The sequence below is a fragment of the Haemophilus haemolyticus genome, from assembly GCF_003493605.1.
GTDB lineage: Bacteria > Pseudomonadota > Gammaproteobacteria > Enterobacterales > Pasteurellaceae > Haemophilus > Haemophilus haemolyticus_J.
This window is the reverse complement of the sequence record NZ_QQKA01000011.1, coordinates 1-17675: the sequence shown is the minus strand read 5'-3', so window position 1 is coordinate 17675 and position 17675 is coordinate 1. Positions and strand designations below refer to the sequence as shown.

The following is a 17675-nucleotide window of genomic DNA, read 5'->3' as shown; positions in this document are numbered from 1 at the left end:
AATTTTTATTGTATTTTTAATAACGTAGGGATTCCTACGTTATTTTATTTTTAAGAGATAGATTATGTCCGATTCTCAAGAAATCCCTTATCACAACCAATTAAAAAATCGCTTTCGTGGCTATTTCCCCGTCATTATTGATGTTGAAACTGCAGGTTTTGATGCAAAAAAAGATGCGTTACTCGAACTAGCCGCCATCACATTAAAAATGGATGAAAACGGTTATTTGCATCCTGATCAGAAATGCCATTTTCATATCGAGCCTTTTGAAGGGGCAAATATTAATCCAGAGTCCTTGAAATTTAATGGCATTGATATTCACAATCCATTACGTGGCGCGGTGTCTGAACTTGATGCAATCACAGGATTATTTCAAATGGTGCGCCGAGGACAAAAAGATGCAGATTGCCAACGTTCTATCATTGTGGCGCACAATGCTGCTTTTGACCAAAGTTTTGTGATGGCTGCCGCTGAACGTACCGGCGTAAAGCGTAATCCCTTCCATCCCTTTGGAATGTTTGATACCGCAAGTTTAGCAGGATTGATGTTTGGTCAGACTGTTCTCGTTAAGGCCTGTCTTGCCGCCAAAATTCCCTTTGATGGAAAGCAAGCACATTCGGCATTATACGACACCGAACGTACAGCGGAATTATTCTGTTATATGGTCAATCATTTAAAAGATTTAGGTGGATTCCCACATATTGCTTCTGAACTAGAACAGGAAAAAACAACTGAAAAAGAGACCGCACTTTAAGAAAAATAAAAAACTGGTTGCAATCGTTTTATTTTTCCAGTAGTTTAAAAGCAATTCTTATTTGGAGATAAAAAATGAACATTATCCGTCGTCACCATCATCACCATTCAACTGAATAATCTTTCAGGTTTTTGGTGTGCTTGGAAGATTTCTTCCGAGCTGACAGGATAATAAAAATCTTACCCCTCGGAAGGCAACTTTCGAGGGGTTTTGTTTTATTTACGATATAGGAGGCATTAATTTAGCGTTATTCTTTATTCAATAAAAATTTTAAAGTAAAGTATTTATCATTTAATTTACAAGGAAAAACACAATGTTATCAAACCCTGTTGTTATCTCAATCATCGTTTTGCTGGCACTTAGTTTGCTACGCATCAACGTTATTATCGCACTGGTGATTGCTGCGCTTACCGCAGGATTTATCGGTGATTTAGGTTTAACTAAAACCATCGAAACCTTTACAGGTGGCTTAGGTGGCGGCGCAGAAGTCGCAATGAACTATGCGATGCTTGGCGCATTCGCGATTGCTATTTCTAAATCAGGTATTACCGATTTAATCGCTTATAAAATCATCACAAAAATGAATAAAGCACCAAGCTCCAGCAATTTAACTTGGTTTAAATATTTAATTTTTGGTGTATTGGTATTATTCGCCATTTCTTCACAGAACCTACTTCCTGTACACATTGCTTTTATTCCGATTGTCGTGCCGCCGTTGCTTTCTATTTTTAATCGTCTAAAAATAGACCGTCGCGCTGTAACCTGTGTCCTCACATTCGGCTTAACGGCAACTTATATGTTACTTCCTGTTGGCTTTGGTAAAATTTTTATCGAAAGTATCTTGGTCAAAAATATCAATCAAGCAGGTGCTGCTCTTGGTTTACAAACAAATGTAGCTCAAGTATCCCTCGCGATGTTATTGCCCGTAATTGGCATGATTTTAGGGTTGCTCACCGCAATATTCATCACTTATCGCAAACCAAGAGAATATGATGTAACTATTCAAGAGCCAACCACAAAAGAAATTGAAGCGCACATCACAAACATAAAACCAAAACAAATCACTGCAAGTTTAATCGCCATTGTAGCGACCTTCGCAACACAATTAGTGACAAGTTCAACCATTATTGGTGGGTTAGTTGGGATAGTCATTTTCGCAATATTTGGCATTTTCAAATTGAAAGAAAGTAACGATATCTTCCAACAAGGTTTACGCTTAATGGCAATGATTGGCTTTGTAATGATTGCTGCTTCAGGTTTTGCAAATGTTATTAATGCCACCACTGGCGTAACAGATTTAGTTCAAAGCTTAAGTAATGGTGCAATTCAAAGTAAAGGTTTGGCTGCATTCTTGATGTTACTGGTCGGATTGTTAATTACTATGGGAATTGGGTCATCATTCTCAACGGTACCAATCATTGCCTCTATCTATGTACCACTTTGTTTATCTTTTGGTTTCTCCCCATTAGCCACCGTTTCAATCGTTGGCGTTGCGGCTGCCCTAGGAGACGCAGGTTCCCCTGCATCTGACTCCACTTTAGGTCCAACATCAGGTTTAAATATGGACGGTAAACACGACCACATTTGGGACTCTGTTGTACCCACCTTCCTACACTACAATATTCCATTATTAGCGTTTGGCTGGATTGCAGCAATGTACCTTTAACGATTATAATCCCCCGACTTGGGGGATTTTTTATGGCCATTCAACAACTTATCCAGATCTTAGATAAAAAAGTTCAGCAACTTTATCAAGCTCATTTATCCAAACGAGAAGAAAAAATCTTCGCCAAATTTGACCGCACTTTGTTCAGTGAACATGGACAGAATGTTTCCTTTTATCTAAAGGAAATCAATCAAACGCTAGATAGAATAAAGACATTAGAATCTAACGATCTTAATTACTATAATTTTCTGGCTGAGCGTTTACTCGCTCAATGTTCCGTTCTTTCAGAAGCTTTAACTCGCAAGAATACTCACCAAACAGCCCCCCAAACAACAACGAAACAAACCATTCAAAAATCTCAACATAGCATTCATAAATTACCACCAAGAGAACGGTTGGAAAAATACTATGAAGCATTAGAACGCTTGAATAAGCTTTATCAACAACATAAAGATTTAGCACAGGCAGAAAAAAATAATGATGAGAAAATACGTTATACGCAACTTGCGGAAAGCTATAAAAAACGCCAGCAAAAATGCCAAGATTCAATAGATCTTTTAGAAGAATATTTGGTGTTTAAAGAAGAATTAGAAAACCGTGAAAATACGGAAAATAGATGATGAGAAATAAAAAACTAATTCTCTCGAATTAGTTAACTTTAAAAAGTTGATGGCGGAGGAATAGGGATTCGAACCCTAGGAGGGCGTAAACCCTCGCCGGTTTTCAAGACCGGTGCCTTCAACCACTCGACCATTCCTCCGCGATTTAATGCGCACGCATAATACGTTTTTTGAGAAAGACCGTCAAGCAGAAATCATCTCGTTTTTATCAAGTGATTATTTTTACTGCACTCCCAAAATAAAAAGAATTGACGTAATAAACATCACGCCAATTCTAATTTTCTATTTTAGATTACTCTGATTTTGCTCGGGTAGGCTCAGAATATACATGGCTAATCGCACAATGATGTCCTGCCGCCCCTTTACCGTAAAAATAATAGCGAGAATCTTGCCATTCAATAATTGGGAATGGCTGAGGCATTTCATCGCTCGCTTTCGCCAAAGTCATCTCCGCTTTTGTATGCGTAACTGAAGAAATGGTACCTAAACGCCCATTAAACTCATAAGTACGAACAAAGGCTGGTTCATTTACAATTTCAGGCTCATTTACGGTAATCGTTGACTCAATAGACCCAACTGTTTCTTGAGGTTTATGAGAATTTAAACGCTCTAGAGATTCTTGTACTTTTTTCTGTACAGATTCGTTAGCTGGCTGAGTAATAAAATCTAATGCTGGTTTTACTTCAAGAGATTTTTCTTCAACGACAATCCCCATTGCTGGCGTGATAAAACCTTTTTTAGTTTTTTCTTGCTCAAGCAATTCATATACAGATAAGAAATTATTTTCTTTCTGAGCATTCACTGTTGAATAGTCTACCCAAGCTTTTCCACTTGCCAACTCAGGTGAAGCCACTGCAGCAAATAATGGCATTGGCGATTTTGGCTCTTGATTACGGCGACGACGTTGATTATTCGCTGCACGCAAATGACGTGGAGTACGGCGTTGACGATCTTGACGTTCAGAACGTTCTTGGTTTTGACGAACTGGTTTTTCATCATCTTGAACGGCCTGAACTTCGACAACATCCACTTCTGGCATTTGTTCAACAATGTTTGCGTTATTTTCAACAGCCATCTCATTATCTTCAACACGCACGCGTTTACGTAAATCACGACGTTGACGGCGTTGAGTCACTTGCTCAGTTTTTTCATCTTGAGCCTCAAAAACTGGTGTAGAATTTACCGCACTTTCAGCGATACTTTCTTCCACTAAGTTACGGCGCGGACGGCGTTGATTACGTTCACGAGTATTACGAACTTGTTCTTCGGTTCTTTCCGTTTCGTTATTTTCAGAACGTGGACGACGAGAAGTACGACGATCCTGTGGGCGACGTTGATTACGATTAGAATTGCGCGAAGTGCGGTTATTTTTTGGTTTATTTTCTTCGGATTCAGAAGCAAATAAACCTTTAATTTTCGCAATAATTTTTGCTAACAAAGACGGTCCATTCGATTTACGCTCAACTGGAGTTGGTGCTGCTTCTGAAATAGAAAGCGCAACTGCTGCACTTTCAACCGCCGGTTGTTCAATAACAGCTGTTGTTTCCACATTACGAGAAACCAGTGATTCTTCAGTATTTTCATCTTGAGCGCAGTGAATTTTCGCTAAGTTATAGCTTAATTCATTTACTTCTTCGCCATCACGTAAACGGAAAACACTAAAGTGCGGTGTTTCCATTGCTTCATTTGGGGCAACAATAATATCGACATTATGACGCTTTTCAATATTACTGATTGCTTTGCGTTTTTCGTTAAGAAGATAAGAGGCAATTTGTACTGGAACAATGGTATGCACTTGCTTGGTGTTTTCTTTTAATGCTTCTTCCTCGATTAAACGCAAGATAGACAAGGAAAGAGATTCGTTATCACGCACTTTACCTGTACCTTGACAACGAGGGCAAATATGATGTGAAGACTCGCCTAATGAAGGACTTAAACGCTGACGCGACATTTCCAATAAGCCAAAACGAGAAATTCGGCTAATTTGAATGCGAGCGCGGTCTGGACGTACAGCATCACGCATACGATTTTCCACTTCACGTTGGTGACGAACTGGCGTCATATCAATGAAATCGATAACAACTAAACCACCTAAGTCACGCAAACGTAATTGGCGAGCAATTTCATCTGCCGCTTCAAGGTTAGTATTCAATGCCGTTTCTTCAATATCACCACCACGAGTAGAACGCGCGGAGTTAATATCAATAGCGGTTAATGCTTCAGTTACATCAATAACGATTGAGCCGCCAGAAGGTAAACGCACTTCACGTTGGAATGCGGATTCGATTTGAGATTCAATTTGATAGTGACTGAAAAGTGGTACTTCGCCTTGATAAAGTTTCACGCGATTGATGAAATCTGGGCGAACAAGTTTGATATGCTCTTTTGCTTTTTCAAACACTTTCGGGCTATCAATAAGGATCTCGCCAATGTCACGACGCAAATAATCACGAATAGCACGTACAATTACATCACTTTCTTGGTGAATCAAGAAAGGTGCTGGACGATTTTGAGATGCTTGTTTAATCGCTTCCCAATGGTGAAGTAAAACTTTTAAATCCCACTGCAACTCTTCTGGAGATTTACCCACACCAGCAGTACGAACAATCAACCCTACGCCTTCAGGCACATCTAATGAACTTAATGCCTCTTTTAATTCAGTACGCTCGTCCCCTTCGATACGACGAGAGATTCCACCCGCACGCGGATTGTTTGGCATAATAACCAAATAACTACCCGCAAGAGAAACGAAAGTGGTTAAGGCTGCGCCTTTGTTTCCGCGTTCTTCTTTATTAACTTGAACGATAACTTCTTGGCCTTCGCTCAAAATATCGCGAATATTCGGACGACCTTGAAAAACATAATCATCGGGAAAATATTCACGAGCAATTTCTTTTAATGGTAAAAAACCGTGACGTTCTGCACCATAATCCACAAAAGCCGCTTCTAAGCTTGGCTCAACGCGAGTAATTTTCCCTTTGTAGATGTTCGCTTTTTTTTGTTCGTGTCCCGGACTTTCAATGTCCAAGTCAAAAAGGCGTTGTCCATCGACAAGCGCGACACGCAACTCTTCTTTTTGAGTCGCATTAATTAACATTCTTTTCATTGTCAATTCTCTTATTAAATATTTTAAAGACCTCAAAATAAACCGCACTTTGCTTCGTTATCGACCTCGTGTTTCTCGCGCCAGTCAATCTCACGACTGTATGTTGCTGGGTGCATTGATAACGTTATTAAGCATAAACATTTGCTTTATAAAACAACGCGATATTCCGCACGCGTTGCAAGCGGCTGATTTATTTCAAGAAAAAAGTTGATTATCAATGTCTTATGCCGATTGCTGCATTGAGTTTTCACCAACAAAACTTATCCTTTTTTACGCAAATTCTTAGGCGCAAAAAGACGCTCTATTATCCATAGAAAACGATTAATTAGCAAGGTGAATATTACGTTCATAGAGTTACGTTAATAGTGCCTTTGTGATATGATTCGCGCTAATTTTCAAAAGGAAAAAAGATGACAGAACAAAACGAAAAAATCATTAATTTATCAGTAAAAATGCTGACAATTAGTGAAGATGAAAGCGGTCAACGTATCGATAATTATTTATTAGCAAAACTCAAAGGTGTGCCTAAAAGTTTAATTTATCGCATTGTGCGTAAAGGTGAAGTGCGGGTAAATAAAGGCCGTATTAAGCCAGAGTATAAATTGCAAACAGGTGATATCGTTCGAATTCCGCCTGTGCGTGTGACTGAAAAAAACGATGCGTCGATTTCAAAAAATCTCAATAAAGTCGCCGCACTTGAAAATCAAATTTTATTTGAAGATGATTGTTTGATTGTTTTAAATAAACCCTCAGGAATCGCTGTGCATGGCGGGAGTGGTTTAAATTTTGGTGTGATTGAAGCCTTGCGGGCATTGCGTCCAGAAGCACGCTTTTTAGAACTAGTTCATCGTTTGGATCGCGATACATCAGGCATTTTATTAATTGCTAAAAAACGTTCTGCATTGCGCAATTTACATGAGCAACTTCGCGTAAAAACTGTTCAAAAAGATTATTTAGCGTTAGTACGTGGACAATGGCAATCCCATGTAAAAGTTGTTCAAGCACCGCTTTTGAAAAATGAATTATCCAGCGGAGAGCGCATTGTGCGTGTCAGCGAGCAAGGCAAACCATCTGAAACCCGATTTAGCATTGAAGAACGCTATACAAATGCTACGCTCGTGAAAGCTTCACCAGTCACAGGGCGAACACATCAAATTCGCGTGCATACACAACATGCAGGGCATCCTATCGCATTAGATGATAAATACGGCGATAAAGATTTTGATAAACAAATGAATGAATTAGGATTGAATCGTTTATTTTTACACGCTTTTTCAATTCGGTTTGAGCATCCTAAAAATGGCGAAACGCTGCGCTTTAATGCGCCATTAGACAGTCAAATGAAAGCAATTTTACAAAAGTTACGGGAAAGCAAATAGACAACATTTGTGTTTATTGCTACACTTGCGTACGGAGACAACTCGTTTCTATCAACAAATTTCATAATAACGACAACAAAGGATAGCAAAATGGCAAAAGGACAATCTTTACAAGATCCTTATTTAAATGCGCTTCGTCGCGAACGCATTCCTGTATCAATCTACCTTGTAAACGGAATCAAACTTCAAGGTCAAATTGAATCATTCGATCAATTCGTGATTTTATTAAAAAACACTGTGAACCAAATGGTATATAAACACGCAATTTCAACTGTTGTGCCTGCGCGCTCTGTTTCTCATCACAATAGCAGCCATCATGTAGCAACACCTGAAGCCGTTGAAAGCGTGGAAACTCAAGCAGAATAATCACAGCTCCATCGATGGATAATCAATATTTATTAAGTGCGGTTGAAAATTCTCAGGAAATTTCAACCGCACTTTCTTCATCTCAACAATCTGAAAATACTCGTGACACCGCCATCGTGGTTCACGTTTTCTTTGCGCAAGATAAAAACACTGATGATCTACAAGAGTTTTTGCTACTCGCTGATTCTGCCAATGTAGATGTATTGGATACAATCACCACAAGCCGTAGCACTCCTCAAGCCAAATATTTTGTAGGCGAGGGAAAAGCTCAAGAAATTGCAGATGCGGTGCAATCACATAATGCTGATGTTGTGCTTTTTAACCATCAATTAACCCCAGCACAAACACGTAACTTAGAAAGTTTATGTCATTGTCGAGTGGTCGATCGCACTGGCGTCATTTTAGATATTTTTGCCCAACGAGCACGTTCTCATGAGGGAAAATTACAGGTTGAGCTTGCGCAACTAAAACACTTATCGACTCGATTAGTTCGTCGCAAAACAGGCTTAGATCAACAAAAAGGGGCGGTAGGATTACGTGGGCCGGGTGAAACCCAGTTAGAAACAGATCGCCGCTTAATTAAAGTGCGCATTTCTCAATTACAAAATCGATTGGCAAAAGTGGAAAAACAGCGCAATCAAAATCGCCAAACACGCCAAAAAGCAGACATCCCGACGATTTCACTTGTTGGCTATACCAATGCAGGGAAATCAACCTTATTTAATCTTTTAACCAATGCAGAGGTTTATGCTGCAGATCAGCTTTTTGCAACATTAGATCCAACTTTACGAAAATTACAGATTCAAGATGTAGGCACGGCAATTTTAGCGGATACAGTAGGATTTGTTCGACAGCTTCCGCATGATCTTATTTCAGCCTTTAAATCGACTTTACAAGAAACGGTAGAAGCAAGCCTATTACTCCATATCATTGATGCCGCTGACTCGCGAAAACAAGAAAATATCGATGCAGTCAATGATGTGCTAGAAGAAATTGGTGCAGGAGAAGTGCCTGTTCTATTGGTATATAACAAAATTGATTTGTTGGAAAATGTTGCGCCGCATATCGAATACAATGATGAAAATCAGCCTGTTGCAGTCTATCTCTCTGCGCAAGATGAGCTGGGTATTCATTTATTGTTTGAAGCCGTTAAAGTGCGGTTAAAAAACGAGATACTTTCTCTTTCTTTAATTTTACAACCACACGAAGGCAAACTTCGCCATGCTTTTTATCAACTTGATTGTGTACGCCATGAACAAATTTCTGAACAAGGAGAATTCTTGTTAGATGTGCAGATTGATAAGATTATGTGGTTAAAGTTATGTAAGCAATTTTCTAGATTAGCGGATATTAAAATACAATCGGACAATGTCTAATTTATAGAAAATTATTTTCCAATTCCATATTGTTTCAATTTATTCGCAATCGCAGTATGGGAAACGCCTAAACGTTGAGCTAATTTTCTCGTGCTTGGATATTCTGCATAAAATAATTTTAGGACTTGTGCTTCATAAGAACTGATGATTTCATCTAAGGTTTTATTTTCAAATTCATCCAAAGAAATTACCGCACTTTGTGGCGGAGCAAGATTTAAACTTTCGATAGTTAAATGATTATCTTGTACTAGAGAGCAGGCACGATAAAGGGTGTTATAAAGCTCACGAACATTCCCTTTCCAGTCATATTTCTGCAAATAAAGAAGAAAATCTTTATCGAAAGTTGGTTTTGCAATTTTTAATTCTTCACTGATTTCCTGTAAAAAACCTTGTGCCAGCGGCTCAATATCTGCAATTCGATCACGTAATGGTGGCACATTAATAGTGAGAACATTTAAGCGATGAAACAAATCAGCACGTACTTTACCTTGCTCAACAAGCAAATGAAGTGGAATTTGTGATGTGCAAATTACGCGTACATTTGCATAATGTTCCTTTTCTTCGCCTACTCGACGGAAAGATCCATCCGTTAAAAAACGCAATAATTTAGCCTGCAAACCCAATGAAAGTTCAGCAATACCATCGAGTAAAACTGTACCCTCATTTGCGTATTCAAAAAAACCAATGGTTTCGCTGTCGCCAACTTTTCGACCAAACATTTCACTTTCGGCATCTTCATCAGGCAACCCAGCACAATTTACTGCGATAAATTTTTTATCACGACGTAAACTCTGATAATGGCAGGCTTTCGCTAACAAATCCTTTCCTGTCCCCGTTTCGCCTTGAATTAACAAAGGCACATCAAACATAGCAAAACGTTTTGCGTTTTCTACCGCACTTTTCATGGCTTCACTTTGTACAATAAAACACTCGAAAGGATTTTGTGGATCAAATTTAGAAATTGTCATATTCAGGAAATGGAAATAATTAAGATATAGCTATGATAATTTCTTTACAACAAAGTGTAAATATTATTTTACATAAGGTAAAAATGCGACCATTTTTGACCGCACTTTACATTAGTTAGGGTTTTAACATTCTTTCTGCTTCACGAACACGAACAAGGAATTGTTTTCGTTCAGCTGAACTCATACCGCTGCTAGTACCCGGTAATTTTACGGTAAGAGGATTCACTGCCCGACCGTTAATATGAAATTCATAATGTAAATGCGGCCCCGTAGAAATTCCCGTGTTACCAGAAAGCGCAATACGTTCGCCTTTTTTAACTGTTTGCCCTGCTTTTACTAAGGGTTTGCTCAAATGCATATAAACAGTCTGATATTCACGCCCGTGACGCAATACAACATAACGCCCAGCACCGCCAGCCTGATAAGCGACTTTTTCAACTGTACCATCTGCTGGAGCAATAATTGGTGTACCTTGAGAAACGGAGAAATCCACACCTTTATGTGGACGAACACGTCCTGTTACTGGGTGACGACGATTTGGATTAAAAGGGGAAGAAACCCGAGCTTGACGTTGCAATGGATAACGAGCAAAACCTTTGCCTAAGGTTTCTCCTTGTTGATTGTAATAACGACCATTTGCAGCTTGCACTGCATAATAGTTCTTACCACCAGATGAAATACGTAACGCCTCAACATTACCCTGACCAGTGAGTTTATCGCCTAAATATTCACGAGAAACTAAAATGGCAAATTGAGTTCCTTTTTTCAATTTCTGTATACTTACCTGCCATTGAAGAGCCGTGGTTAATTGGCTAATTTGGCGATTATCTAAACCCTGTGCTTTTAAACTCGCCGAAAAAGAACCATTAATTTCGCCTTTTAATACTTCTTTTCGCCAAATACTTTTCTTTTCAATGACTTGGCGTTTAAATTGCCCATCTTCAACACGTTCATAAACCCGTTCTTCTTTTTCAGATACCAGCCAATTCAAATATTCTAAGTTGTCACTTTTATCTAAAACCCAATAAAACTGCTGACCTGCTTTTAAGTGGGCTAAATCAGGATCTAGCGCAAGCAACTGTTGTACTGTTAAATCATCTAAGCCAGACAGCGCCAAAACATCTTTTAAGGTGTCCCCTTCGGTCACCGTATAGCTAAATTGATCAGTGATTCTTATAGCTTGATCGGCAGCATCCAATACGCCATTGAGCGCATCTTGTGCGTGTTGAGGCAAAGTATCGAAGTCATCCGTAGGTGGTTTTATTTCATCAACTTCGTCATCTTTTGCTTGTAGCTCATCATCATAAGAGGTGGCATTTTCGTCAGGTTGAAGTGCGGTAGAATTTACTGGAGTTTTACTTGGCGATGTATTTAATGCGTGATATTCCCCACTGTCTGCGGTAGAGAATACGGGATTTTCTTCAGATTTGTCTTTTATTGTAAGTAAAATGCCTGTCAAAATAAGCAGAATAGCAACAAAAAACACGCCTACTTTTATATACGCGCGTTTTTTTCGTCTATCTCGAGCTAATTTTACGTGTTGCACTGGCATCCCTAAAATAAAAAAGTTTTCAGCATTCAGACTACAGATTATAAAGAAAATTCATTCCTATGGAAAAAGCATTATTCAAATGCTTAAATATTCGACACAAGAGAGAAAATCTTGAGAAATCTGTCAAAATGCGCTATTTTCCCCAACCATTGTTGAAAACACGGCGATTTTATGAATATCACAGCCATTCGCAACGAGCAAAACCTACAACCGCTCATTCAATTAAAAAATATCAATGTGGTTTTCGCACAAAAAACTGCACTACAAAATATTAATTTAAATATTTATCCGAATTCTATTATCACTATTGTTGGGCCAAATGGTGGCGGTAAATCAACGTTATTAAAAACCTTATTAAAACTACAAACGCCCACTTCTGGTGAAGTGATTTACAGTAAAAATGTTCGCATTGGTTATGTACCACAAAAAATCCATTTGGATCATAGTTTGCCTATTACGGTGGAGCGATTTCTTTCGCTAAAAAAAGGCCTTAAAACACAAGAAATATCCACCGCACTTGAGCAACTTTCGATTTCACATTTACGCAAAAGTAATATGCAAAAACTTTCTGGCGGTGAAATGCAACGCGTATTATTGGCTCGTGCAATTTTAAATAAACCAAATTTACTTGTGCTAGACGAACCCACTCAAGGCGTAGACATTACTGGTCAAGCAGAGCTTTATCAGCTAATTCATCAAACCCAACAAAAACTAAATTGTGCCGTGTTGATGGTATCACACGATTTACACATTGTGATGGCGGATAGTAAAGAAGTCTTGTGTATTAACCAACATATTTGTTGTGCAGGTACGCCCGATGTTCTGTCAAATGATCCAACATTTATGCGTTTATGGGGAAATCAGCTCGCACAAAATGTCGGCTTTTATACTCATCATCATAATCATCACCATACCTTACACGGTGATGTATGTGGTTGTAATTCATCAGCAGTGCATTGCCAAAATAAGGATAAATAATGTTTGAAATTTTATTTCCTGCCCTTTTAACAGGCATTTTGCTTTCACTTATTACCGCACCACTTGGCGTATTTGTGGTGTGGCGGAAAATGGCTTATTTTGGCGATACTCTTTCTCACTCTGCGTTGCTCGGCGTAGCGTTAGGCATTTTCTTACAAGTCAATCCTTACATTGCGATTGTCGTGCTTACCTTAATTCTTGCTATCGCAATGGTGTGGTTAGAAAGCAATACACAATTTTCGATCGATACCTTGCTCGGCATTATCGCCCATAGCTGTTTATCACTCGGGGTTGTAACCGTAGGATTACTACAGAATGTACGCGTAGATTTGATGAGTTACTTATTTGGGGATTTGCTCGCAATTAATTATACCGATTTAATTTATATTGGAATTGGCGTGATAATTGTGCTTTCAACATTAATTTACTTTTGGCAATCCTTACTTTCCACCACCGTATCGCCAGAACTCGCGCAAGTTGAAGGCATTAATATCAAAAAAATGCGTTTTATTTTAATGATATTAACCGCATTGACTATTGCCTTGAGCATGAAATTTGTCGGTGCATTAATAATCACATCGTTATTAATCATCCCTGCGGCAACCGCTCGTCGTTTTGCGAGAACGCCAGAATCTATGGTGGGCTGGGCGATTGTAGTCAGTATGTTATCAATTATAGGCGGGCTAATCTTATCAGCCTTTTATGATACCGCTGCAGGGCCTTCCGTTGTGATTTGTTCAGCGTTTTTATTTGTCTTATCACTCTTTAAAAAAGAGCGATTATAAGCTTGCCCAACCAGTGAAAACCATTTGCGCCACAGGTTAATTCTTGATAAAGTGCGGTCAATTTTTACGGTCTTTTTAGGATAAGAAAATGAGCCAAGAATATTTAGATTTTGAATTGCCGATTGCAGAATTAGAAGCAAAAATTGAAGCATTACGTGCAGCATCCGATGATAAAGTTGATTTAACTGATGAAATCAAACGCTTACAAAAGAAAAGTAACGAACTCACTAAAAAAACCTTTGCTAACCTTGATGCTTGGCAAGTTTCACGTATGGCGCGACATCCAAACCGCCCTTATACATTAGATTATATCGAACATATTTTTACGGAATTTGAAGAACTTGCAGGCGATCGCGCTTTTGCTGATGATAAAGCGATTGTTGGTGGCTTGGCGCGTTTAGATGGTCGCCCAGTGATGGTTATCGGTCATCAAAAAGGTCGTTCCGTAAAAGAAAAAGTGCAACGCAATTTTGGTATGCCCGCACCTGAAGGCTATCGTAAAGCGTTACGTTTAATGGAAATGGCTGAACGCTTTAAATTGCCAATTATCACATTTATTGATACCCCTGGGGCTTATCCGGGTATCGGCGCAGAAGAACGTGGTCAAGCGGAAGCTATCGCTCGCAACTTACGCGAAATGGCACAACTTACCGTTCCTGTTATTTGTACTGTTATTGGCGAAGGTGGTTCGGGCGGTGCGTTAGCTATTGGCGTGGGCGATAAAGTTAATATGTTGCAGTATTCCACTTATTCTGTGATCTCGCCTGAAGGCTGTGCTTCTATTCTTTGGAAAAGTGCGGAAAAGGCATCAACAGCAGCAGAAGTAATGGGATTAACCGCAAGCCGTTTAAAAGAATTAAATCTCATCGACAGCATTGTGCAAGAACCTTTAGGTGGTGCACATCGTAATTATCTAGAAATGGCTGAAAACTTAAAACTTCGTTTAAAAGAAGATTTAGCAGAGCTCGACGGGCTAAGCAAAGAAGAATTATTAAATAGACGCTATGAACGTTTAATGTCTTACGGTTATTGCTAACTGACATTCTAAAAGAGCGGTGATTTTTGCCGCTCTTTTTTGATCTAAATATACAACAAAGGAGAAAACACAATGAAAAACGTACTTTCAATCCAATCCCACGTGGTCTATGGTTTTGCGGGTAACAAATCCGCGACTTTTCCAATGCAGTTATTAGGCATCGATGTATGGGCATTAAATACCGTTCAATTTTCTAATCACACCCAATATGGAAAATGGACAGGCATGGTCATTCCACAAGAACAAATCCGAGAAATTGTAACTGGACTTGATAATATTGAAAAACTACAAGAATGTGATGCTTTGTTATCAGGTTATTTAGGTTCTGCGGAACAAGTTGATCAAATTCTTTTTGCCTTAGAACAAATCAAACTGCGTAATCCCAATGCACTTTATTTATGCGACCCTGTAATGCCACATCCGAAAAAAATCTGTGTGGTTGCCAATGGCGTTCGCGAAGCACTTATTGAAAAAGCCATTCCAGTGGCAGATATTATGACGCCAAACTTACACGAATTACGCCAACTGACCGAATTCCCAATTAATACCTTTGACGATGTATTAAAAGCAGTGAATGCGTTGATTGCAAAAGGCGTGAAGAAAGTTCTTGTTAAACATTTAGGAAGTGCGGGTAAAATCAACGATCCTGATACATTTGAAATTATTATGGCAACCCCAGAGGGGGTTTGGCATTTAAGCCGTCCACTTTATCAATTCAACTTTGAACCAGTGGGGGTGGGCGATTTAATCGCGGGTACATTCTTAGCTAATTTACTCAATGGAAAATCTGATGTAGAAGCCTTTGAAGCGATGAATAACGAAGTAGCAGGCGTAATGAAAACCACCTTTGAACTGGGTTCTTATGAATTACAAACCATTGCCGCACGTTTTGAAATTCTCAATCCAAGCAGCAACTATAAAGCTGAAAAAGTTGCCTAATGGACTTACTTTCAGACATTGAAAAACAACTCAAACAAACCACCGCTCAAGCATTTCTTATCGCCTTGAGTGGTGGTTTAGATTCCACTGTACTTCTTTCTTTATTTGCAAAACTTCGTCAAAAACAACCGCACTTACCGCCTTTATCAGTACGAGCAATCCATATTCATCACGGATTAAGCCCCAATGCAGACGGATGGGCTAAACACTGCCAAAACTTGTGCGATCAATTTCAAATTCCATTGATTATCGAGCGAGTACAAGTAGATAAAACCAATGGCATTGAGGCTGGCGCACGTGAAGCACGCTATCAAGCCATAAAAAAACATCTTCAAACTCAAGAAGTACTCGTTACGGCACATCATCTAAACGATCAAACTGAAACATTTTTCTTAGCCTTAAAACGTGGCAGCGGACTGCAAGGCTTAGGCGCAATGCAACAACAAAGTGTATTATTTGGCATGCCAATTTTACGTCCTTTGTTAGGCTTTACTCGCCCACAGTTAGAAGATTATGCGCAAAAAGAAAAACTCAACTGGATTACAGATGAAAGTAATGAGGATAACCGATACGATCGCAATTTCTTACGTAACCAAATTTTGCCTGAAATACGCCAACGCTGGAGACATTTTGATCATGCAGTTCAGCGTGCCGCACAACATTGTTTTGAGCAACAACAACTAATTAATGAATTATTACAACCTTGCTTTGAGCAGCATCTTCTTGATGATCAAAAACAGTTTTCACTCGTAAACTTTCTAGAATATTCATCGCAAAAACAAACCGCACTTTTGCGAATGTGGCTAGCTAAAAATCAGATAGCCATGCCAACGCAGGTTCAATTAATACATATTATTGATGATGTTATTCAGGCAAAAGCGGATGCATCCCCCCAATTTCAACTCGGAGAACATATTATTCGCCGATATCAACAACGTCTCTATTTAACAGAGAAATTCGTTGATTTGTCGCAAACTTGTATTGATATGCCATTAAATCAACAGATTACCTTGCCTGATAATCTTGGAACAATTTTTGCAGCCCACAACGCGAAAGGCATTTTAGTCAATTGGAACGAAAAACAGGTTCAACTTGCCGATACACAAGAACCGATTCAAATACGATTTGCTTATACTGGCAAAGTGAAACGACAGCATAATCGCCCTGCCGAAACCATGAAAAAAATCTGGCAAGAGCTCGGTGTTCCGCCTTGGCAACGGAACCGCATTCCACTCATTTTTTATGATAGAACCTTACAAAGTGCGGTGGGTTTTTTTCGTGTTTTTCATGAAAAATGAAGGTATAAAAATTCATTTAAAAATGATCCCACTTTCATAACTCAATCTGATAGAATGCTATCGTTTACAATCTTAATCGGAAAAGTCTATGTTTGATTCTCTTATCGTACAATTTGTGGTACTTTGGGCAGTTATCGATCCTATCGGTTCTGTGCCTGTTTATCTTTCGAAAACGATTGGTTTTTCATTAGAAGATCGCCGTAAAATTGTGCGTCATGCCATTGTGATTTCAGCTGGCATTTTGCTTTTCTTCTTAATTGGTGGACAAGTTCTTTTTGAAGCGATGCAAGTACCACTTCCCGCATTCCAAATTGCTGGTGGTTTAGTGCTTTTCTTATTTGCCTTAACTATGATTTTTGGTGAAAGTAAGCCTGAACAAGAAATTAAAATAAAAGCAAACATTACTGAAATTGCTGTTTATCCCCTCGCAGTACCTTCTATTGCCTCGCCAGGTGCAATGATGGCAATCGTACTTTTAACTGATAATCATCGTTTTAATCTTACCGAGCAAATCATCACTGGTGGCATTATGCTAATCGTGCTGCTCATTACCTACTTCTTGCTCCTTGCGGCAAATAGCATTCAACATATTATTGGAAACTCTGGAGCCGCAATCATTAGTCGTGTGATGGGATTAATATTGGCAACAGTGGCCGTAAATAATATATTAGTCGGATTAAAAGATTTCTTCATACAAGTTGCGTAAAATAAAATGGGGGGATTATTGATCTGCACCCCAAAAGTTGGACTAAATAACCAACTCACTAAGGTGCAGATTTTTTATGACCAAATACAATTTTCTTTTCAAGCAACAAGTCATCGAATTTTATCTTCAAAATGGTAAAAATAGTT

15 protein-coding genes, 1 tRNA gene and 1 other annotated feature are annotated in these 17675 nt (G+C 38.9%); of the genes, 12 read left to right on the top strand and 4 right to left on the bottom strand.

Features of this window, described 5'->3' with window-relative positions; all coding sequences use genetic code 11:
- Positions 1–64 precede the first annotated feature (64 nt).
- The 3 genes from rnt (at position 65) to priC (ending at position 3040) form a co-directional block, all read left to right on the top strand.
- Complete coding sequence (rnt, locus tag DV424_RS07705; RefSeq protein WP_114891609.1) at positions 65–754, top strand: ribonuclease T; 690 nt, start codon at positions 65–67, stop codon at positions 752–754.
- Positions 755–848: 94 nt separating this feature from the next.
- Positions 849–970: a sequence feature (His leader region), on the top strand.
- A gap of 97 nt (positions 971–1067) precedes the next feature.
- Positions 1068–2420: a Na+/H+ antiporter family protein gene (locus tag DV424_RS07700; RefSeq protein ID WP_118859620.1), complete on the top strand. Its 1353-nt coding sequence runs from the start codon at positions 1068–1070 to the stop codon at positions 2418–2420.
- A gap of 32 nt (positions 2421–2452) precedes the next feature.
- Positions 2453–3040, top strand: a complete 588-nt coding sequence (priC, locus tag DV424_RS07695; RefSeq protein WP_118859619.1) for a primosomal replication protein PriC — start codon at positions 2453–2455, stop codon at positions 3038–3040.
- 50 nt (positions 3041–3090) lie between these two features.
- Here priC and DV424_RS07690 read toward each other — a convergent pair.
- Positions 3091–3180 (bottom strand) — tRNA-Ser (locus tag DV424_RS07690).
- 152 nt (positions 3181–3332) lie between these two features.
- Positions 3333–6146 (bottom strand): ribonuclease E, encoded by a 2814-nt coding sequence (rne, locus tag DV424_RS07685; protein ID WP_118859618.1) that lies wholly within the window; start codon positions 6144–6146, stop codon positions 3333–3335.
- A 410-nt stretch (positions 6147–6556) separates the two neighbouring features.
- Here rne and rluC point away from each other — a divergent pair, with 410 nt between their 5' ends.
- The 3 genes from rluC (at position 6557) to hflX (ending at position 9267) form a co-directional block, all read left to right on the top strand.
- Positions 6557–7525 (top strand): 23S rRNA pseudouridine(955/2504/2580) synthase RluC, encoded by a 969-nt coding sequence (gene rluC / locus DV424_RS07680; protein WP_118859617.1) that lies wholly within the window; start codon positions 6557–6559, stop codon positions 7523–7525.
- A 90-nt stretch (positions 7526–7615) separates the two neighbouring features.
- Entirely contained in the window at positions 7616–7891 is a 276-nt protein-coding gene (gene hfq, locus DV424_RS07675) for an RNA chaperone Hfq (RefSeq protein ID WP_005641641.1), read from the top strand.
- Positions 7892–7905: 14 nt separating this feature from the next.
- A complete protein-coding gene (hflX, locus tag DV424_RS07670) occupies positions 7906–9267 on the top strand; it encodes a ribosome rescue GTPase HflX (protein WP_118859616.1) in 1362 nt (453 codons plus the stop codon).
- A gap of 11 nt (positions 9268–9278) precedes the next feature.
- Here hflX and DV424_RS07665 read toward each other — a convergent pair whose 3' ends face one another.
- Both DV424_RS07665 and mepM read right to left on the bottom strand, forming a co-directional pair.
- On the bottom strand, positions 9279–10235 hold the full coding sequence (locus tag DV424_RS07665) for a sigma 54-interacting transcriptional regulator (protein ID WP_118859615.1): 957 nt from the start codon (positions 10233–10235) through the stop codon (positions 9279–9281).
- A 115-nt stretch (positions 10236–10350) separates the two neighbouring features.
- Complete coding sequence (gene mepM / locus DV424_RS07660; protein ID WP_479682622.1) at positions 10351–11781, bottom strand: murein DD-endopeptidase MepM; 1431 nt, start codon at positions 11779–11781, stop codon at positions 10351–10353.
- A gap of 177 nt (positions 11782–11958) precedes the next feature.
- On the opposite strand from mepM, the gene znuC reads away from it, so the two are divergent.
- From znuC to DV424_RS07630, 6 genes are all read left to right on the top strand, one after another.
- On the top strand, positions 11959–12765 hold the full coding sequence (znuC, locus tag DV424_RS07655) for a zinc ABC transporter ATP-binding protein ZnuC (protein ID WP_118859613.1): 807 nt from the start codon (positions 11959–11961) through the stop codon (positions 12763–12765).
- Positions 12765–13550: a zinc ABC transporter permease subunit ZnuB gene (znuB, locus tag DV424_RS07650; RefSeq protein ID WP_118859612.1), complete on the top strand. Its 786-nt coding sequence runs from the start codon at positions 12765–12767 to the stop codon at positions 13548–13550. The genes znuC and znuB overlap by 1 nt, the downstream gene beginning before the upstream one ends.
- Before the next feature lie 88 nt (positions 13551–13638).
- Complete coding sequence (gene accA, locus DV424_RS07645; protein ID WP_118859611.1) at positions 13639–14586, top strand: acetyl-CoA carboxylase carboxyl transferase subunit alpha; 948 nt, start codon at positions 13639–13641, stop codon at positions 14584–14586.
- A gap of 72 nt (positions 14587–14658) precedes the next feature.
- Positions 14659–15525 (top strand): pyridoxal kinase, encoded by an 867-nt coding sequence (gene pdxY / locus DV424_RS07640; protein WP_118859610.1) that lies wholly within the window; start codon positions 14659–14661, stop codon positions 15523–15525.
- Positions 15525–16823, top strand: coding sequence for a tRNA lysidine(34) synthetase TilS (gene tilS / locus DV424_RS07635; protein ID WP_118859609.1), 1299 nt, complete (start codon positions 15525–15527; stop codon positions 16821–16823). The genes pdxY and tilS overlap by 1 nt, the downstream gene beginning before the upstream one ends.
- An 88-nt stretch (positions 16824–16911) precedes the next feature.
- Positions 16912–17529, top strand: a complete 618-nt coding sequence (locus DV424_RS07630) for a MarC family protein (RefSeq protein ID WP_118859608.1) — start codon at positions 16912–16914, stop codon at positions 17527–17529.
- Positions 17530–17675 lie beyond the last annotated feature (146 nt).